General features: G+C 28.3%; 15 protein-coding genes. All 15 read left to right on the top strand.

Annotation, left to right across the window (positions count from 1 at the left end):
• Nucleotides 1-9 precede the first annotated feature (9 nt).
• The 15 genes from NWE74_RS08990 to NWE74_RS19115 all read left to right on the top strand — a co-directional run bounded on the left by NWE74_RS08990 (nt 10) and on the right by NWE74_RS19115 (nt 21,668).
• Nucleotides 10-1,110 (top strand): S-layer homology domain-containing protein, encoded by a 1,101-nt coding sequence (locus tag NWE74_RS08990; RefSeq protein ID WP_258242864.1) that lies wholly within the window; start codon nt 10-12, stop codon nt 1,108-1,110.
• 107 nt (nt 1,111-1,217) lie between these two features.
• Nucleotides 1,218-2,114 (top strand): S-layer homology domain-containing protein, encoded by an 897-nt coding sequence (locus NWE74_RS19120; protein ID WP_309137281.1) that lies wholly within the window; start codon nt 1,218-1,220, stop codon nt 2,112-2,114.
• A gap of 90 nt (nt 2,115-2,204) precedes the next feature.
• The gene (locus NWE74_RS08975; RefSeq protein ID WP_258242863.1) at nt 2,205-3,056 is read left to right on the top strand and encodes an N-acetylmuramoyl-L-alanine amidase; all 852 of its coding nucleotides are present in this window, start codon (nt 2,205-2,207) and stop codon (nt 3,054-3,056) included.
• A gap of 181 nt (nt 3,057-3,237) precedes the next feature.
• On the top strand, nt 3,238-4,425 hold the full coding sequence (locus tag NWE74_RS08970; protein WP_258242862.1) for an S-layer homology domain-containing protein: 1,188 nt from the start codon (nt 3,238-3,240) through the stop codon (nt 4,423-4,425).
• A gap of 144 nt (nt 4,426-4,569) precedes the next feature.
• The gene (gene secA / locus NWE74_RS08965; RefSeq protein ID WP_258242861.1) at nt 4,570-6,912 is read left to right on the top strand and encodes a preprotein translocase subunit SecA; all 2,343 of its coding nucleotides are present in this window, start codon (nt 4,570-4,572) and stop codon (nt 6,910-6,912) included.
• A 421-nt stretch (nt 6,913-7,333) separates the two neighbouring features.
• Nucleotides 7,334-8,830 carry an S-layer homology domain-containing protein gene (locus NWE74_RS08960; protein WP_258242860.1) on the top strand — a complete coding sequence of 499 codons (1,497 nt, stop codon included), beginning with the start codon at nt 7,334-7,336 and terminating at the stop codon, nt 8,828-8,830.
• A 504-nt stretch (nt 8,831-9,334) separates the two neighbouring features.
• Nucleotides 9,335-9,985 carry a sugar transferase gene (locus NWE74_RS08955; RefSeq protein ID WP_309137280.1) on the top strand — a complete coding sequence of 217 codons (651 nt, stop codon included), beginning with the start codon at nt 9,335-9,337 and terminating at the stop codon, nt 9,983-9,985.
• Between the two features lie 80 nt (nt 9,986-10,065).
• On the top strand, nt 10,066-10,797 hold the full coding sequence (locus NWE74_RS08950) for a WecB/TagA/CpsF family glycosyltransferase (protein ID WP_258242859.1): 732 nt from the start codon (nt 10,066-10,068) through the stop codon (nt 10,795-10,797).
• Nucleotides 10,797-12,788 carry a DUF5693 family protein gene (locus NWE74_RS08945; RefSeq protein ID WP_258242858.1) on the top strand — a complete coding sequence of 664 codons (1,992 nt, stop codon included), beginning with the start codon at nt 10,797-10,799 and terminating at the stop codon, nt 12,786-12,788. Before NWE74_RS08950 ends, NWE74_RS08945 begins: the two co-directional genes overlap by 1 nt.
• Nucleotide 12,789: 1 nt before the next feature.
• Nucleotides 12,790-13,863 (top strand): polysaccharide pyruvyl transferase CsaB, encoded by a 1,074-nt coding sequence (csaB, locus tag NWE74_RS08940; protein WP_258242857.1) that lies wholly within the window; start codon nt 12,790-12,792, stop codon nt 13,861-13,863.
• Nucleotides 13,864-13,936: 73 nt separating this feature from the next.
• Complete coding sequence (locus tag NWE74_RS08935) at nt 13,937-15,817, top strand: FAD-dependent oxidoreductase (RefSeq protein WP_258242856.1); 1,881 nt, start codon at nt 13,937-13,939, stop codon at nt 15,815-15,817.
• Nucleotides 15,818-15,974: 157 nt separating this feature from the next.
• A complete protein-coding gene (locus NWE74_RS08930) occupies nt 15,975-18,050 on the top strand; it encodes an S-layer homology domain-containing protein (protein ID WP_258242855.1) in 2,076 nt (691 codons plus the stop codon).
• 144 nt (nt 18,051-18,194) lie between these two features.
• A complete protein-coding gene (locus tag NWE74_RS08925; RefSeq protein WP_258242854.1) occupies nt 18,195-19,052 on the top strand; it encodes a polysaccharide deacetylase family protein in 858 nt (285 codons plus the stop codon).
• Between the two features lie 52 nt (nt 19,053-19,104).
• Nucleotides 19,105-19,953 carry a polysaccharide deacetylase family protein gene (locus tag NWE74_RS08920; RefSeq protein WP_258242853.1) on the top strand — a complete coding sequence of 283 codons (849 nt, stop codon included), beginning with the start codon at nt 19,105-19,107 and terminating at the stop codon, nt 19,951-19,953.
• 38 nt (nt 19,954-19,991) lie between these two features.
• Nucleotides 19,992-21,668, top strand: coding sequence for an S-layer homology domain-containing protein (locus tag NWE74_RS19115; RefSeq protein ID WP_309137279.1), 1,677 nt, complete (start codon nt 19,992-19,994; stop codon nt 21,666-21,668).
• The last annotated feature ends 115 nt before the right edge of the window (nt 21,669-21,783 follow it).

The following is a 21,783-nucleotide window of genomic DNA, read 5'->3' as shown; positions in this document are numbered from 1 at the left end:
GGGTTGAGTATGAAAAAGACAATAAGTACATTTATCGCAGGGATAATAATATTAATGAATTCAAATACAATATCATATGCAGATGTAATCAGAGGAGATGGAGCATTTTATAATTTTAGAATAGAATCATATGAAAATGTAACTTATAAAATGAATACTAATACAACATCTAGATACGTACATCATACAGATGCGTGGCAAAATGCTATAAATAAATTTTCTCAGATACCGAATAGTGGAATTGGTTTTAATAAAGTTGATTCGAGTGAAGAAGCACTAATACAATTAAGCTCTTGTAGTAGTCCAAAAGAAGAATGGTTAGGTATAGCAAAAATGTCATACCAAAATGGAAATAATAAGCCAGGGAAACTACTGTTTTCAGATAACTATTTAAATGCATATTCTATATCACAATATAGATATACAAAAGAACATATAGATGAAATAGCTCTGCATGAATTAGGTCATAGTTTTGGATTAGACCATCAGCCACAAGGATATGAAAACAAAACTCTTATGGGCCCATATATACTTGAATACAAACCAGCTAATGGTCAGTTAAAAGAAGTTGATACATATAACTTAGCATATGCATATAAACAAAAAAATGATTGGCAAAATCATTGGGCAAACGAACAAATAAAATTTGCTATGGATAAAGGTTGGGTAACGACAACAAACTTTTTTAGACCGGAGGACAATATTACTAGAGCTGAATTTGTAAGGATATTTAATAATGTATTTGGATTAACTAAAGAAAGTGGCGTAGTATTTAATGATACAAAAAATCATTGGGCTAAATATGAAATAGATAAAGCTGTAACAAATGGGGTATGTAAGGGCGTGTCAAAAGAAGAATTTAAACCGAATGATTTTATTACTAGAGAAGAAGCTGCATCTATGCTATCTAATTACACTAAAATAGCAGATGCTAATATGGATAAATTAATAGCATATCAAGATATAAATAATGTATCAAATTGGGCTAAAAACTCTGTAGAAGGAGTTTTAGAAAAGGGGTATATGCGTGGATACTCTGATAATACATTTAGACCCCAAAATAAAATAACAAGAGCAGAATCACTAGTAACTTTAAGTAGGATAAAATAAAAATACTGAATAAATAAAAGCTATATCATCAAAATGATATAGCTTTTATTTTAATTGTTTTAATATTTGCTATAATTAAAATATCTAAATATAGGGGAGGGAATAGAATGAAGAAGAAAAAAATAAAAAAAGTTTTAAATGTGGCATTAGCTACAACTATTTTGGTAATGCCCATGCAAGTTAATATTGTTAATGCACTAAGTTTTGAAGATGTAAAAAATGATCATTGGGCAGCAAAAACTATACAAGATTTCGTAAATAAAGGGTATATAGGAGGATATAGTGATAATACATTTAAGCCAGAAAATTCTATAACAAGAGCTGAATTTATAAAAATAGTTAACCAAACATTTGGATACAAAGAGATTACAAGTGCAGACTTCACAGATGTTAAGTCTAATCAATGGTTTTATAATGATGTATGTATAGCTATAAAGGCAGGGTACATAAAAGGATATGAAGACAAAACATTTAGACCAAATAAACAAATAACTAGAGAAGAAGTAGCTGTTATAATAACTAATATAAAGAAAAATAAAGACACAAACTATGATAAAATAAACAAATACAAAGACTTAAAAAATATATCTAACTGGGCGAAATCATCAGTAGAGGGAGCTTTAGAAGCTAAATATATAGGGGGATACTCAGATAATACAATAAAACCAAAGGCAAATATAACAAGAGCAGAATCAGTATCAATCTTATCTAGAATACCAGTGAATCAACCAACTACACCAGAAAATCCACTACCATCAAAAATAATGTACACGACGGGTGATCCGATAGTAAATGTTAGAAAAGGACCTGGAACTAATTATGAAAAATTAGGAACATTACCAAAAGGAAGCAAAGTAGAAGTGGTTGATGAAAACAATGGATGGGCAAAAATAAAATATAACAATACATATGCATACGTTAGTATAAGTTACCTAACATCAGGACAATCTCAGAAGCCGTTGCCACAAGTTCCATATACACCAATAAATATAGATACACCTTAACATCCAGATATAACATCACAAGTACAAAATGTAAATCAAAATAAAATACAATTTACAATAAATAATAATTTAAATAACACTGTAACATCTATGAGTTTAAAAAGTGTAAATGGAGATTTTAAAGTAAATTATACTTTATATTGTGATGGAAATGAAATAAATGGATCAGACGGGACTATAGCACAGGCAACAGGTCAAAAACCAATAGAAGCAGTAAAAATGTCTATAGAAAATGCTCAAAGTAATTATCATATATTTTATAGAACTAAGCTAAAAGGGCAAGGTTGGCAATCGTGGGTAAAAGACGGAATAATATCAGGTCAAATAGGAAATGATTCTGTAGTAGAGGATATACAAGTTAAATTAATAATATCAAACAATGCTAACAATATGGTCAAGCCTAAAATAGCAGTAGATATAGGACACAATGTACATAGACCTATGGCTAGAGGAAGTATAAATGGAGCATATAGTGAGGATTATCTGACTAAAGCTGTAGGAGAAAAAGTAATATATAAACTAAGAACAAAAGGATATGACGTAGTTAATACACTACCAAAGGGAAGATATACTCAAAGTGATGAACTAAAATACAGATCAGATATAGCGAATAAAAATAAAGCAGGTAAATTTGTATCTATATATTTTAATAGTTTTAATGATGGGGTAGGAAATGGAAGTGAAGTATATTATTCCACAAAAGAAGGGTCTAGTAAAATAGCTCAAAAAGTAGTAAATAATTTATCAAATAGCTTTGGGTTTAAAAATAGAGGAGCGCAGCCTCAAGGAGATTTATATGTTTTAAATAATACTAATATGCCAGGCATTTTAGTAGAAGCTTGTTTTATAACAAATCAAAATGATATGGATAAGTTTATAGCAAAAGGTGAACAAGCGTATGACATAATAGCAGATGCCATTGTAAATGGTATTTTAGATTAATTAAAAAAATAAAGATTTTAAAAGAACTATTATGATTAAAAAATAATAGTTCTTTTTTATGGAAAAGTTTACATAATTCAGAATAAATTTACAAAAATCTTTATTTTAGACATAAAAGTATGTTAATATACATAATAAGAGCAAAAATGCTAAATCGTAAAAATAAGAAAAGGAGAAAGAGATGAGATTAAAAATAAAAAAATCAATGGTGTTAGTTTTAGCATTGTTAATAACAATATGTACTAGCAATGTTATACGTGTTGAAGCTGCAAGCCAAGATTATAATTTTACAAATAAGCTAGAAGATAGCCAAAAAGTAAACTTGCAACGAGGAGCTTTATTACTAGATGTAAGCCTAAGAGGTGAAATAGAAGTATACAACCCAAACAATGAACATGTATATACTCTGACAAGTAATAGTGTACAAGATAATAAATCAAAAATTATACTAAATATAAATCAACAAGGTCAATGGTACTTTAAAATAAAGGAAAATTATCCTCAAGGACATACATACTATGAACCATGGGAAATATACTATACTCAAAATATAACACCAATAGAAGATGAAATGTTTGAAGCAAGTGGTAACAATGATGATGTAATAGTGTTTAATTCGAAAAAAAATCAAACACTAAATATAAATATTATATTTAAAGATAATAAGGGGAGCGAAGAAGAATCTGCAGTAATAAACTTAATAAACAAGGACGGAGAATTAAGCAAAGAGTTACTGTATCTAGAGGGAGATAAAACTACACAAAGAGTAAAAGTTGATGTCAAGGAAGGTATGAATATAATAGAGGTTTATATGACAAATAGGAATGTTGAGTGGAGCATGCAAGTACAGCCATCATATCCAGATGTAGACAATCACTGGGCAGAAACTCAAATAAGAGATTTTGTAAATAAAGGATACACAAATGGATACGAAGATGGGACATTTAAACCAGATGGTTCTATTACAAGAGCTGAGTTTGTATCTATATTCAATAGAGTGTTTGCTATAACAGGAGGAAGTGGAAAAGTATTTAACGACACACAAAATCACTGGGCAAAAGAAAATATAGATATAGCAGTAACAAATGGAATCTGTAAAGGTAAATCAGATGAAGAGTTTAATCCAGATGATAAAATAACAAGAGAAGAGGCAGCTGTTATGGTTGCTAATTACAAAAAAATAAGTGATAGTGATTATGATAAGATAAAACAATACACAGATTATGACCAAGTATCTGAGTGGGCACAAACTTCATTAGAAGCAGTTGTAGAAAATGGGTATATAAGTGGAAAAACACCTACGACATTAGAACCAAAATCATCAATGACGAGAGCAGAAGCAGTAGTCATACTAAGTAGAATAAAGTAAAATAGAATATAAAATTAGTTGAAGGTGAAAATATAACTAATTTTATTCCATATAATAAATGATATGGGATAAAATTAGTTTATTTTTTTATAAAAAATTGATGTATAATATAGAAGTTAGCAAAAATATGAACGGAGGATTAAAATGGTTAAATTAGATGATGTATTTAATGTTGCGGATAAAAAAGAACTTAAAGAATTAAATAATATAGTAGATAAAATAGATGATTTAGAAGCAAATATTTCACAACTTAGTGACAAAGAGTTAAAATTAAAAACTAATGAATTCAAAAAAAGGTTAGAAAGTGGAGAAACTCTAGAGGATATATTAGTAGAAGCATTTGCTGTTATAAGAGAAGCATCGAAAAGAGTGCTAGGTATGAGACAATATAGAGTTCAGTTAATAGGAGGTCTAGTACTTCATAGAGGTAATATTGCAGAGATGAAAACAGGTGAAGGTAAAACACTAGTAGGAGTAGCACCAGTATATCTAAATGCTCTTACTGGTAACGGTGTACATGTTGTAACTGTAAATGATTACTTAGCAAAACGTGATAAAGAGATAATGGAGCCTATATATAATTTCATGGGACTTACAGTAGGTGTAATATTACACGGTCAAGATCCATTAGAAAGAAAATTACAATATCAATGTGATATAACATATGGAACTAATAATGAGTACGGATTTGATTATTTAAAAGATAACATGGTAATGGATAAACAAGAGACGGTTCAAAGGGAACTAAATTTTGCAATAGTAGATGAAATAGACTCTATATTAATAGATGAAGCTAGAACTCCACTTATAATATCGGGGCAAGTAGATCAAGATGAATTGCCATTTAGATTAGCAAATATATTTATAAAAATGTTATTACCAGAGGACTATATATATGATGAAAAAGATAAAACTATATCATTAACAGAATTAGGAATAAAAAAAGCAGAACAATTTTATAAAATGGATAATCTTATGGATTTAGAAAATATGGAAACATATCACCACGTAAACCAAGCATTAAGAGCAGATATACTAATGACAAGAGATGTAGATTATGTTGTTAGAGAAGGTAAAGTGGAAATAGTAGATGAATTTACAGGAAGAGTAATGGAAGGTAGAAGATTCTCAGAAGGCTTACACCAAGCAATAGAAGCTAAAGAAGATGTAGAAATTCAAGCAGAATCAAAAACATTAGCAAGTATAACGTATCAAAATTATTTTAGAATGTACAATAAGTTATCTGGAATGACAGGTACAGCTAAAACAGAAGAACAAGAGTTTGAATCAACTTATAAAATGAGTGTTATACAGATACCTACTAATAAACCTATACAAAGAATAGATCTAGAAGATGTTATATACAAAGGGGAAGTTGCTAAATTTAAAGCAATAGTAAAACAAATAGAAAAAATACATCAAACAGGTCAACCAATACTAGCAGGAACTGCATCAGTAGAAAAGTCAGAAATACTTTCATATTTACTTGATTTGAGAGGATTACCACATGAAGTATTAAATGCTAAAAATGATGAAAAAGAAGCACAAATTATAGCAAAAGCAGGTAAGTTAAACGCTATAACAATAGCAACTAACATGGCGGGGAGAGGAACAGATATATCTTTAGGTGCAGGAGATAAGGATGAAGAAGAAAAAATAAAATCTCTCGGGGGATTATATGTAATAGGAACTGAAAAACATGAAAATAGAAGAATTGATAATCAGCTAAAAGGTAGAGCTGGTCGTCAAGGAGACCCTGGTGTTTCACAGTTTTATGTTAGTTTAGAAGATGAACTTATGAGACTATATGCAGGATCTAAAGTTCAAAAAATAGGTGAAAAATTAGAAGATAATACAGTTATAGATAATAAATATATAAAAAAATCAGTAGAAACAGCGCAAAAAAATCTAGAATCTAAAAACTTTGGGATAAGAAAAGAAGTATTAAAATATGATGATGTTATAAACAAACAAAGAAACCTTATATATAAAGATAGAAAAAAAGTACTTTTAGGTGAAGATATAAGAAGCGTTATAAAAGGGATAGAAAAATCAGTAATAAAAGAAGCGTTTGAAAAATACGTAAAGGTAAAAGAAACTGAAGAAGGCATAGAATATATAACAGATGATTATAAAAAATATATAAAAGAAGTATTTAGGTTAAATGAATTAGAGATAGATAATGTAGATATAGATACATTAAAAGATATAACTTATGATATAGTACAATCAAAGTATCAAGAAATAGAAGATAGAAAAGGTAATAGCTATATGAGAGACTATGAAAGATTAGTACTTCTAAAAGTAGTAGATTCATATTGGGTAGATCATATAGATACATTAGATCAATTGCAAAAAACTATAACTTTACAAGCAATAGGTCAAAAAGATCCAGTTAAAGAATATACAGTAGAAGCTTTTGATATGTTTGAAAATATAAATAGAAATATAAATGTAGAAATACTTATGTACTTATATGAACAATAGAAAAAATAAAAAAAGCCATGGTCAATGACCATGGCTTTTAATTGAGGAATACGTTAGAGAGATAAAAATATTTATTTCTAACGTATTATTATTATAACCCAACATTCTAAAAAAATAAAGGCATATGGATAAAAAAAATAAAATGTAAAAAAATGTAAAATAAAATTATAATTTAAAATTTATTTTAAAAAAGAAAAAAAGATAAAATTCGACATGAAAAGTCGAAAAAACACGAACGAAAAATGAATAAAATTCTTTGAAGTTATTGAAAATGTTAAGTACATACAGTAGTATATATAACGAGGAATGCATTAGAAATGAGAAAAATGATATTTACATAAATAATTTAGCTTATTTAGATAAATAGGATAGGAAATTATTTATTAGAGAGATAAAAATAATATAATTTGGAGGGAATATTATGAAGAAGAAAAACTTAGCAACAGTTATGGCAGCTGCTATGACTTTAGGCGCAATGCCAACTGCAGCTTTTGCAGCTGATAAAGCGGCAGAAGTAGTGAATTTAGACGTGAGAAAAGCTAATGGAGAAGTATTAGCTACTACAGATGGAACAGTAAAAGGAAGCAACGTTTTTACTAGAAAGCAAGCTTTCAATACTAACTTTACATCAGAATTAAATGATGATACTTTAAAAGTTTCAGGAAGAGTTATAAAAGAATTTAAAGGTGCAAATGAAAAAACTAAAGAAGATTACTACTATGTAATAGCTCAAAAAGCTAAAGCTACAGAAGTAGAAGTTGCAAAGGCTCAAATAGCTGCAGCTAAAGCTGAAATAGAAGATTATGCTTCAAAAGTAGATTCAAAAGGAAAGAAAATATATAAAATAGAAACATCAGATGTTACAGATATGACTAGAAATGGTGATGTATTAACTGATACTAACCAAGTTGTTAAAGTTATGAAAGGTGATGTAACTGTTAAAACTTATAACTTCAATGGAACTGAATACAAAGCTTCAGAAGACTTAAATAAATTATTCAAATTTGATAATTACGAAATGACTTTTGTTAAAGATGAAAAGAAATCTGCTGATAGAGATGCTAAATACTACAAATTAAATGAATTCAAATATGTAGTAGAACAAAATGCTGCTAAATTTGATATAGTTAAGAAAGAAGCAGACAATGGTAGTGATTTAATAGTAGAAGTTTATGCTAAAGGTCACGTTAAAGGTGATGCAGCAGTTAGAACAATGACATTAAAAGATGTTAAAAATGTAGATAAAGACTTAGTAATAAATATGCCAGCTAAGACTGATATAGATGGACATTGGGCTGAAAAAGAAATAAAAGAAGCTATGTTAAAAGGAAATATAGATGCATCTGCTAAATTCAGAGCTAAAGATGGAATAACTAGAGCTGAATTCTCTAAAATAGTATGTACAGTATTCGGAATAGAAGCTAAAGATACTGATGAAGAAATATTCACAGATGTTAAAAAAGGTGACTGGCATTACGATTACGTAAGAGCATTATATAATGCTGGAACTACTACAGGAACAGTAATAAATGGATATGCAGATGAAACTTTCAAACCATCTGCTCAAATAACTAGACAAGAAGCTGCTAAAATGATAGCTTCAGCTTATGAAATAACTAAAAAAGAAGCTTTATCTGTAGCTATAACAGATCAAGATGAGAAAAATGGATTCAAAGAAGTTAATACTAAAGTTGACGGTATAGTTGAAGTTACTAAAAAAATAAACGGAGAAACTATACACAGAGATATAAAAACTAAGTTCAAGGATGATAAAGAAATAGCTTCTTGGGCTGATGAATCAGTAGAAGCTTTAAAAGTTAAGGATATAGTAAAAGGTAACCCAGATGGTACTTTTGGTGCTAAATCTAACATAACAAGAGCTGAAGCTTTAGTAATGTTAATGAGAGCTGGAAAATAATTAATATTTATTAATATTAACATATAAAAAAAGACTATAGACATAAGTGATTTTAATCACTATGTTTATGGTCTTTTTTACGTACAAAAAATTATATATCACGATATAGTGAATATATATAAACTAAATCTAAGAATAGAAGTAATTTAAAACACAAAATTAATAAAAAAATAAATACTAAAAATGGAAAATAATAAATAGTATTGAACTAACATTAATATTCTTTTTTTGGTGAAAATAAAGATAACACAAAAACATCTAAACTTATTAATGAACTGTCGGAAAAATACTTATTACAACAATGTAATAATTTAAATTATAACAAATTTGTCCAAAAATATGTACAAATTAAATGTAAAATGATAAAATTATGAGGATATCATAAAAAAACGAATTAATCATAAAATTAAATAAAACTCTATTTTAGATATGAAAAACTTAGAATATGTTAGGTGATACAAATTTTCACAGTAAACTATAGAGGTAGGTGTTAGGAGGGTGTTTGTGGAGAACAAAGAAATGATAGGTAAGTTGGGTGATGAAGACATTATGTTTATCGATCATTTAAATGGAAAAAAGCTTAGTATATATAATGTAATAAAAAGAATAATTGATATAATAGGATCATTATGTGGAATAACAGTCTTCTCTCCAATCTTTATTATTACAGCTATACTAATTAAAATAGAATCAAAAGGAAGTATAATATTCAAACAATTACGTATAGGAAAAAATAGTAAACCATTTTACATCTATAAGTTTAGAAGTATGAAAACAGATGCTCCGAATATAGCTACCAATGATTTAGTAGATCCAGATTTTTATATAACTAAAGTAGGAAAGTTTATAAGGAAAACTAGCATAGACGAACTTCCTCAGTTATTTAATATTTTAAAAGGAGATATGAGTATAGTTGGACCAAGACCTGTTATAGACAAGGAACATGAATTACTTGAGCTTAGAAGAGATAATTATGTAGATAAAATAATACCAGGTATAACTGGATGGGCTCAAATAAATGGTAGAGACAACTTAGGTGCAGAAGAAAAAGTTAAGTATGATACAGATTATTTGCACAAAAGAAGTCTTATATTTGACTTATATATAATAGTCATGACTGTGCTAAAGGTTTTAAAGCGATCAGATATAAAATAATAATTTTGACTATAAATAACCTATTGTTTTAAAAACAATAGGTTATCATATTTATATAACAAAATTTAGGAGTGTTAGGTATGAAAAATAAATATGTAAAGATATTGGATCTATCTTTTATAGCAGAAGATAAAAAGACTATATTAGATTTAATCAATAAAAGAGTAGATAATAATGAAAAAACTTTTGTAATTACAGCTAATGCAGAAATAGCTATGTATGCAAGGGAAAATAAGGATTACTTAGAATTGGCTAAAACAGCTCATTACATAGTTGCAGATGGAATAGGTGTGGTTAAAGGTGCTAAAATATTAGATGAATATATACCTGAGCGTGTTCCAGGTATAGAATTAATGACTGACATGTTAGAATATGCTAATAATAATGATAAGAAAGTATATTTTTATGGAGCAAAACCAGAAGTTATTGACAAAATGGTTGAGGTATTAAAGGTAAAGTATTCTAATTTAAATATAGTTGGGTATCATCACGGATATCACGATGATTCTGATAATAGTATAATGAATTATATATTAAATTTAGAGCCAGATTATGTATTTGTAGCTAAAGGATGTCCATTACAAGACAAATGGATACAGAAAGTTATGAAAAAAGCTAACAAAGGTGTTTTTATGGGAGTAGGAGGTAGTTTTGATGTTATCTCAGGTCATGTAAAAAGAGCCCCAGAATTTTGGCGAAAATTGAACTTAGAATGGTTATATAGAGTATTAAGTAATCCTCAAAGAGTAGGAAGATATATAGCTCTACCTAAGTTTGTTTTAGAGGTAATGAAAGATAGGAGGAAGTCTTAATGAAAAAAAGCCTTAAATTAATATTTAGTGTATTATTAATAATAAGTGTAATGGGTGCAAGACCTATTATATTTGAAAGAAATAAAGTGGAACAAAGTAATGATGTATACCAATTTGCTATAGAAGCTAAGGGTATAAAGTTTATCACAGATGATAATGCTAGGAATGATTTTTATAAAGAATTAAAAGACAATGATATATTATCTGTAAGTTTCAATAACTTAAGTCTCAAAGAAATTTCGGGTTATAGAGATATAAAATATATGAGTGTTGGAGCATATTTAGAAGACAAAGAAAAATTTGATTTAAAAGTTAAAGGTTTTATACCTAAGTATGCTTCAAAAGATGAATTTATAGTTATGCTGTCAAAACAAGATTTTTTAGATAAAGAAATAGAAGTTATAAAACATTTCTTAAAAGGTCACAAAATGATGGAAGATGGAAATGATCTTTTATTTTACATAGATGAACCTATTGAATTATCATATAAAGATAATAAATCACCAAATGCACTAATTACTAGTAAGTTCTTCATAGATAGAAAAGGTATAAAAGAAGTTACTGAAGCAGGGCTTGTTCCAATGTTGTCTATATGTAACTCAAATGATGATAATATGCAATCAATACTAATGGCACAAATACTAGACTTAAATAAAGAGTTTGGTGTAGATAAAATACAAATAGATATGGATGAAGTTTTTGGATATCCACAAAATATAGCTAAGTTTTTAGAAGAATTTAAAAAGAGAAATATATCAATAGTTACAACAGAGTTCCAAAAAAATATTGGATTAAATGCTTATCTAAATAATGGACAGCAAAACATTATAAGAGGGCATGAAATACCACTAAATACTTTAAAACTTTCTAAAGATGAGTTTGGAGCAAGAGTGGCTAGAGCTGTCAAAGAACGAAATATGAGAGTAATCATGATTACTGACTTTATGGATTATAGAAATAGCAACACGATAAATAAAAGTCAACGTACTATAATTTCTAATATAAAAGATGCTAAAAGTCAGTTATCTAAGGGATATAAATGTGGAATAGCTACAAGTTATGACATTATGGAAAGGCTACCTAAGGCAGAGATGTTTGTTGCTCTAGGGAGTGCAAGTATAGTAGGATTATTAGTTTTAAGTTTACTTAATAAAAATAATCTATCTATTGTTACTTCTTTAGTTTTTGCTATAGTTACATTTGTAGGTGCTATGCTAGTCAATAAGTTACAAATAGGTATTGGTATAAAGGCATATGCATTTGGAATAAGTATATTAGGTGCTTGTGCAGCGATTGTAGTACCATACAAAACTAAGATTAATTCTGTAATAGCTAAATTTGCAGCTTCAGCAATATTAGCAACTTTAAGCGGATTGTTAGTTGCATCAATAATGTATGGAACAGAATATATATTAAAGTTAAAAGCATTTTCAGGCATAAAATTATTATATATATTACCGCCTGTACTAATAACATTATGGGTTATAATAGATTCACAAGTATTAAAAGGAATAAATATATCAAAAGAAAATTTAACACAATTTAAATTTAATAAGCAAAGCATAATAAATATGTTAAAGAAAATAAAGTGGTATCACATAGTAATAGTTATACTTGTTGCTGTTGGTGCAGTTGTATATATAAGAAGAAGTGGAAATTCAGGGAATGCAACTCAGCTAGAGCTTGAGTTACGCAGGTTGTTAGAAGAGTTCTTATATGTTAGACCAAGAACGAAAGAATTTATGTTAGGGTATCCTACTATATTGATGGCATATTACCTATGTAAGGAAAAAATTAAATATAGTCAATATGTGCTTATACCAGGTGCAATAGCTACTATGTCTACGGTAAATACATTTACACACCTTCATACTCCTATAGTATATTCTCTATTAAGAACAGTGTATGGAATTATACTTGGATTAATAGTAGGGCTAGTATATATATTAATCTTTAAAAAGATTAGGCAGTTTATTACAAAGGAGAGATAATATGAAAGTTGTAATATCAGGTTATTATGGATATAATAATGTAGGGGATGAAGCTATATTAAAATCTATTATAACAGCTCTAAGAAATGAAAATTCTAATATAGATATAGTTGTATTATCTAATGATGTAGATTATACAGAGAAAACATATAATGTAAAAGCTATCAACAGATGGAAAATGGTTGATATTTATAAGGAACTTAGAAAAAGTGATGGATTGATAAGCGGGGGTGGTAGCTTACTTCAAGACGTTACAAGTAATAGACCAGTTAAGTACTATACAGGGATAATTGCTCTTGCTAAATTAGCTAAAAAGCCTGTATTTATTTATGCTCAAGGTGTAGGCCCTATAAATAATTCTACTAATAAAAAAATAACTAAGTACTTTATGCAAAAGTCTAATTATATAGCACTTAGAGATGAAGACTCTAAAAATTTAGTAAAATCAATAGGTGTTACTAAACAAATAGAAATAGTTCCAGATCCTGTTATGGGATTTGAAATTGAAAATTTTGATTCAGATTTATGTAATGATTATGGAGATTCATTTGTAAGCATCAGTGTACGTGAGTGGACTAAAGCTACTACAGACTTTTTAGGTAAAGTGGCTAAAACTTGTGATGAATTAGTAGACAAGGGATATGAAGTAGTGTTTTTACCAATGCACGGAGAGCATGATGATAAAATATCTAAACAAGTTGTACAAATGATGAAAAACAATGCACATGTTTTTCCGTATGACACAAGTATAGAGGAAAAAATACTGTGTATAAAAAAATCTAAGCTAATGATAGGTATGAGATTACATGCGCTTATATTTGCTGCGTCTGTAAATACTCCTATGATAGGTATATCATATGATCCTAAAATAGATTCATTTTTAAAATTAGTTAATCAGCCATGTATAGGAAGTGTAGATAATAATTGGAGTAGTGAAGAGTTACTTAAAAAAACAATATCAATTATCAACAACTATGATAATGAAAAACAAAAGTTATCAGTTGAAAGTAAGTTGCTAAAAAAATCTGCACAAAAAACAGCTAAAATAGCAATAGAAATATTTAAAGATAAATAAAAAATATTAAAGGGGGAGCTTATTGCTACTCCTTTAATATTAAAAATAAGCTAGCATATAGGGAGGTCATAGTGTGAAGTTAAGAAAAGGAAGAATTATACTAATAATAGGTCTATTAATTGTTATATTAATAGGTGGATACTTTTTATTAACAAAAGGGAAAAAACACGAAGATAATTATATGAAAGATACTAATACAACAAAGCACGAAAAAACTAATATAGTTGTTTTAGGGAGTGAGCCAGAGGCTATAACAGCAGCTGTTACAGCTGCAAGACTAGGTTATAAAGTAGATCTTATAACACAAGATAAAAAATTAGGCGGTTTATTTACACAAGGGATGCTAACAGCACTTGACTTAAACTATATTACTGGTGAAAAAACAATTCTTCATGAAGGATTTTTCACAGAATTTTATGATCATGCAAGCAATGGATATAATTTAGATTTAGCAAAAACTCAAAAATTCTTTGATGAAGTAATTAAACATAAAAATATAAAAGTAGTTAAAGAAGCTAAGGATATAACACCAATAGTTGATAAAAATAATCCTAAAAAAGCAGTAGGGGTTTTATATAAAAAAGGAGAAGAGACAGTTAGTGTAGCAGCAGATTTTATATTTGATGATTCTTATGAAGCTGAATTTACTAGAAAAATGGGAGCTATGTATAGAACAGGTAGATCTGAATTTGGACAACCTGATGAATATGCAGCAGCAGGTATAATGTTTTCTCTAAAAGATGTAAACTGGGATGAATTAAAGGATAGTATAAAAAAAGATAAGGCTCATGACACTGGGGTAAATGGAAATGCTGCTTGGGGATTCAAACAAATGTATGATTATGTTCCACAAAATGATATTTTCAAAATGAGAGGATTAAATATATCTAGACAAGATGATGGAAGTATTGTTTTAAATGCTTTATTAGTTCTTGGAGTAAATCCATTAGATGAAAAGTCTTATAAACATGCTATTGAATTATCGAAAGATGAAATACCACATATAGTTAAATATATGAAAGAAACTCTTCCGGGATTTGAGAATGCATCATTAGATAAAATTGCAGAGGATTTATATATAAGAGAAGGTGTAAGAATCGTTGGCGACAAAACTTTAAATGGATATGATATAATTGCTCATACAAAATTTGATGATGTAGTTGGTTTTGGAAGCTATCCATCAGACCTTCAAACTACTCATAAAAAAGGATATGGAAATGCACAAAATGGAAATAGTATGTACGAAGTTCCTTTATCATCTATGTTGCCTAAGTTTATTGATAATGTAGTGGTTTTAGGTAGACATGCTAGTTTAGATATAGTTGCTCATGGAAGTGCTAGAACAGTTCCAGTTCTTATGTCTATGTCACAAGGAGCAGTACATGCAGTTGATTATGCTTTGACTAACAACCTAGATATAAGAGAAGTAAGAGATAATCATATGGATGAAGTTCATAAGGAAATGAAAGAAAATGGAAAAATGAAACTAGTAGAAATGCCAGGAAATCCATATGAGGGTCATTGGGCAGAAAAATATATAAAACATCTTAGAATAAGAGGTCTTTTAAGTTCTAAATATACAGGTGTTATAAATCTTGATGAACAAGCTAAATTAGATGATGCAAGAATGGTAATAAATTTAGCGATAGATCATTCAACTTTAACTTTTACATCTCAACAAATGGAATCACTTAAATATCTTAATCAAAATATGACAGAAACAGATTTAGTAAAATTTGTATCTATAATTTTAGATAAGCCACTAGCAGATTTAGATGCTGTTAAAAATGAAGGGGTAATAAGTGAAGAATTGTATAACAAAATAAAAAATTCTGAGATAATAACGAATGCAGATATGTATGGTTTATTAAACGAGTATATTAACTTTATGCAACCAAATTTTAAAGAGGATATAAGAGAAGATAAAGTAAATGTAGAGATATCTAATGTATAAATAAAAAAGAGAAGCCTTTATAGGGTTTCTCTTTTTGTTTTATAATATAAATATTTACAAAAATTAACTAAAAAAGTTAGTTTATGTTGAGTAAAGTAAGGATTTTATATATAATCAATAGTGAATTCAGTTATATAATTAAAAAGGGGGATAACGTATGCACAAGCGAATGAAAAAGAAAATATTACCTATGATGGTAACAATGAGTATGTTTATATCAGCTTCACCGATGATTGGATTTGCGGATGATGGTATAACTGATATAAAAATTTATCACACTAATGATACTCATTCAAGAGTAGAAGCTATTAAGGATAAGGAAGGAAATCTTACCAATATAGGTTTTGCTAAGTTTAAAGAGTATATAGATATTACTAGCAAAGGTGTAGATGGTAAATTAATACTTGATGCAGGTGATACTTTGCATGGACAATCTTTTGCAACATTAGAAGAGGGAAAAAGTGTAGCGAAAGTTTTAAAATCTGTAGGGTATGATGCAATATCACCAGGAAATCACGATTTTAACTATGGTCAAGATGTATTAAAAGAGTTAGGAAAAATATCTAATGCTAAATTATTAGCAGCTAATGTCAAAGATTCTAACGGAAACTTAAAGTATGATAGTACTTTAGTTAAAGATATAAATGGTGTGAAAGTTGGGGTGTTTGGATTAGCAACTAATGAAACAGCATTTAAAACAAATCCTAACAATGTTAAGGGATTAAATTTTGGAACAGATAAAGAAGTGATAAAAGATGCACAAGATATGGTTACAAGCTTAGAAAAACAAGGGTGTGATGTTATAGTTGGTGTAACTCACTTAGGTATAGATAATGATAGTAGTTTAAAATCAACAGATGTAGCTAAAGGGGTTAAAGGTATAGACTTAATAATAGATGGACATAGTCACTCAGAAAAAGATTCATATAAAAAAATTAATGATACTATGATAACTAGTACAGGCGAATATTTTGAAAATGCGGGTGTAGTAGATATTAAGTATGATGTGAAAAATGATAAGTTATTAGAAATAAAACCTCAAGAAGTGAAACCTAGTGAATTTAAAAATATAGAAGAAGACAAAGAAGTGTCAGAATTAATAAACTCTATAAAAAAAGGTCAAGAATCTATATTAAATCAAGTTATAGGTAAAACGCCAGTAACATTAGATGGTGAAAGAACTTCAGTTAGATATGGTCACACAAATTTAGGAAGACTATTGGGAAATGCTATGTTAACTGAAACAAATGCTAACTTAGCTATAACAAATGGTGGAGGAATAAGAGCATCTATAAATGAAGGTGATATAACAAAAGGAGAAATCTTAACTGTTTTACCATTTGGAAATTACATAGTGACTATAGAGGCAACGGGTCAAACTATAATAGATGCTTTAAATCATGGATTTGAAGTAGGGGCAGGTAAATTTCCTCATTTTACAGGTATGGATGTGAGTGTTAAAGAAGTGAAAGGCAAAGGAAGTACTAAGTATGAGGTTAGTTCAGTTAAAATAAATGGAAAAGAAATAGACAAAAAAGCTAAATATACAGTAGCTACAAATGATTTTATGGCAGTTGGTGGAGATGAGTACACAATGTTTAAAGACTGTAAAAAATTAAATGAATTTGCTGCTTTAGATGAAGCACTAATAAGACATATACAAAAAACAGGAGACAAGGGGATAAAAGAAGCTAATGAATCTAAGTATTTAACAATAGCTAAGTTTACTGATACAGTGAATCATTGGGCTGATAATCCAATAAATGAATTTTCAGACAAAGGTTATATAGGCGGATATGGTGATTCTACATTCAGACCAAATAACACTATAAGTAGAGCGGAATTTGTGAAAGTTGTAAACAAAGTCTTTGGATTAACAAAAACTACAGATGTTAAATTTAAAGATATAAATTCAAAAGAATGGTACTACAATGATATATCTATAGGTGTAGAAGCTGGATATATAGGTGGGTATGAAGACAATACATTTAGACCAAATGATAAGATAACTAGAGAAGAGGCTGCTAAAATAATAGCTACAATCACTAAAGTAAAAGGTGATGGAAAGCTGACTTTTAAAGATAATGATAAGATATCTAACTGGGCCAAAGAATATATAGATGCTTTGAGTGATAATAAAATAATAGGTGGATATGAAGATAATACATTTAGACCTAAAAATAATATGACTAGAGCGGAAGCTGTTTCAACTCTAAGTAGGATTGCTAATTAAGCAAAAATAAAGATATTTTAAGAGAGTAAAAAAGGCAAATAATTCATTTGCCTTTTTTATATTTTACATATAATAGCTTTCATATATAATAGCTTTCATATATAATAGTTAATGTAATAAATCTAACATATTGGGGGTCATGAAATGAAAAGTAAGAAAATTAAAATTACATTTATTTTCCTATGTGTATTTACTTTAGTATTTAGCATAGGTTTTAATAAAAAAATATCTCATGCAAGTAAGTTACAGACTATACCTGTGCTTATGTATCATCATTTTGCAGATGAAAGTGAAGGAAATGCTACAGTAACAAAATCAGAATTTAAAAAGCAAGTAAAGTATTTGAGAGACAACAATTACACAACAATAACTGTTAAAGACTTAATAGCTTTTAAGGAAGGGAAAAAAACACTACCTAAAAAATCGGTGCTTATAACAGCTGATGATGGATATTTAAGCAATTATGAGTTTATGTATCATATTTTAAAACAAAATAACATGAAAGCAACAATATCTGTTATTGGGAAAGAAATTGACAATGCTGAAAGAAATATAAAGTTAGGAATAGGTTTTTCAAAGTATTTTGATTGGAAGCAAGCAAAAGAAATGTATAATAGTGGTGTTATAGATATTCAAAGTCATACATATGACTCTCACTATAAAGCCGACACAACAAATGGAGTAAGAGGTGTATTTTCAAAGCCTTTAAAATATGAGTCGAGAGAAGCTTATATAAAAAGAATAGACCAAGATATAAAGAAAAGTATACAGTCTATACAAAAGAATTTAGGCTATAAGCCAGAAGCGTTTGTATATCCTTATGGAGAATTTTGTCAAACATCAGAACAAGTTTTAAAACAAAATGGAATAAAAGCTACTTTTGTAATCAACAACAGAGTAGTATCTAATAAAAATAAAAATACTTACTTGTTAGATAGAATAACAGTAGGTGGTAAAGATGATTTAAACACATTTATAAAAAAATTAAATTCACAAAAATAATATATCATTAAAAATCGTATAAACAGTTTGAATTTAACCTAGGGGGGGGAAAATGAAAAAAAAATTTATATTCATTTTAATATTTATATTTGGGGTAGTATTTAGTTTGGGATTTAGTAAAAAACTATCAGATGATAAAAATGCAAAGGGAATACCAGTACTTATGTATCATCACTTTGCAGATACAAGCGAGGTTAATGCAACAGTAACAAAATCAGAATTTAAAAAGCAAATCAAATATTTAAAAGAGAATAATTACACAACTATAACCGTTAGAGATTTAATAGATTTTAAGGAAGGGAAAAAAACACTACCTAAAAAATCAGTATTAATAACGGCGGATGATGGATATTTAAGTAATTATGAATTTATGTATCCTGTTTTGAAAGAAAATAAAATGAAAGCAACAATAAATGTTATAGGAGATAAAATAAATAACGCAGATGAAAATATTAAACTAGGTATAGGGGTACCTAAGTTTAATTGGAAGCAAGCAAAAGAAATGTATGATAGTGGAGTTATAGATATTCAAAGTCATACGTATGATTCTCACTATAAAGATGAAACAACTAATGGATTAAAATGTGTATTTTCGAAGCCATTAAATAAGGAATCAAGACAAACTTATATAAAAAGAATAGATGGAGATATAAAGAAAAGTATAGATTCAATACAAAAAAATCTAGGATATAAACCTATAGCCCTTTTCTATCCTTTTGGAGAATTTAGTGAAACATCAGAGAAAGTATTAAAACAAAATGGAATAAAAGCTACTTTTGTAATTAACAATGGACAAACAAAAATTAGCAAAAGTACTTATTTATTAAACCGAATAATAGTAGGTGGTAATGATAATTTAGATACATTTATAAAGAATTTAAATGCACAAAATCAGAAGTAGACATTAAAAATTAAAACAAAATATATGGGGGGATTTAATTGAGCAACTATGTAAAAAAAGCATTATCTATTTTAGTTTCATTAGCATTAGTAGTAGTTTTTTCTAATACAGGATATTCCTATGCATTAGAAAAATCTTCACCTAATGACTATAATATTTTAATAAATTGTAAAACTAATAAATTAGGATATTTTAAAGATGGAAAATTAGTAAAAGAATTTAGGGTAGCAACAGGTAAATCAAGTACACCAACACCAAAAGGTAAATTCAAGATAGTAAATAAGATAGTAAATAGGCCATATTATACGGGTGGAATACCAGGTGGTGCACCTAATAATCCGTTAGGAGACAGATGGTTAGGTCTACAAGTAGGGTCTGATTATGGAAATACCTATGCAATACATGGAAATAATAATGAAAGCTCGATAGGAAAGTATGTTAGCGGTGGATGTATAAGAATGCATAACAAAGAAGTTAGATGGTTGTTTGATCAAGTACCTAAAGGAACAACAGTTATTATTTATAACTCTAATGATAGTTATGTAGAGGCTGCTAAAAAGAATGGCATAACTTTAATCGATAAACAAGAGCTTACAGCAAATCAAAAAGATGTAAAAACTAAGTTTAAAGATTTTGTAATATATGGTCCTACTGATAATCCTATCATTGATTTAAACGATAAAAATAGTATGATAACTAATTTTAATCAAGCAGATGACATATTAAGAACATATTCAGCAGATGGAAAAGCTACAGATAGACAAATATTTTTAAATTCATGGAATAGATTAACAAATGAAGAAAAAAAACATGCAGAAATGAAAAAAATATGGAGTGACTATGAAAAGTCAATAGCTATAGTAGAAGCAGCACAAGCTAGCAATAAATTTTATGAAGATGTAAAAAATAATGCAAATAATTTAATATTTGATTATGATACTTCAAAAAAATTAAATAGTTTAAATAATTTAGACTTAGGTGCTAGAGGGAAAGCCAAAAAAGAGTATGATGAGGCAACTAAATATGGAGAAGTAAATATAAATTCTAATAGAATGAATGATATATATACAAAATATTTAAATGCTAGTAATTTCTTAGATACATCAAATTATTTATCAAATCGTGATTACGACAAGGCGTTAGAAAATGCAGGTAAGATAAATGATGAAAGCTTAAGAAATACTGTACTTGAAAGTTTAAAAAATTACTCAGATATAAGTGGTCATTGGGCACAAGATAATATAAGTATGGCTATGGAAAAAGGATGGGTTGGTAAGAATAATATTTTTAGACCAAATAAAAGTATTACAAGAGCTGAATTTGTTACAATAATAAATAATGCATTTGGATTTACTCAAAAAGGAGATGTTACATTTAAAGATGTAAAATCAACTGATTGGTTTTACGGTCAAGTTAGTGTAGCTTTAAAGGAAGGTTATATAGGTGGATACGAAGATAATACATTTAGACCTAATGAGCCAATAACAAGAGAAGAAGCTGCAGCTATCATGACTAGTATAAAGCAAAATAAAGATGATAATATAGATAAATTGATTAAATACAAAGACTTTAATGAAGTTAGTGAATGGGCGAAATCTTCTGTAGAAGGTTGTATAGAAGCTGGTTATATGGGCGCTGGTGGAGAAAAGTTTAATCCGAAATCTAATATAACGAGGGCTGAAACTATAGTAACAATTGAGAGAGTCTTAAAATAAGTTAATAAGTTATAATAAAAATAAGCATAAAGGTAGAGAATAATTATAAATATCTATCTATATGCTTATTTTATATTCTCAAATTTTATGAAATATATACATATAGTGACTATAA

Origin of the sequence: Romboutsia lituseburensis, from assembly GCF_024723825.1 — a bacterium.
In the GTDB taxonomy this organism is placed as follows: Bacteria; Bacillota; Clostridia; order Peptostreptococcales; family Peptostreptococcaceae; genus Romboutsia_F; species Romboutsia_F lituseburensis_A.
The sequence above is the reverse complement of the archived record's forward strand: the minus strand, read 5'-3'. Positions and strand labels throughout refer to the sequence as shown.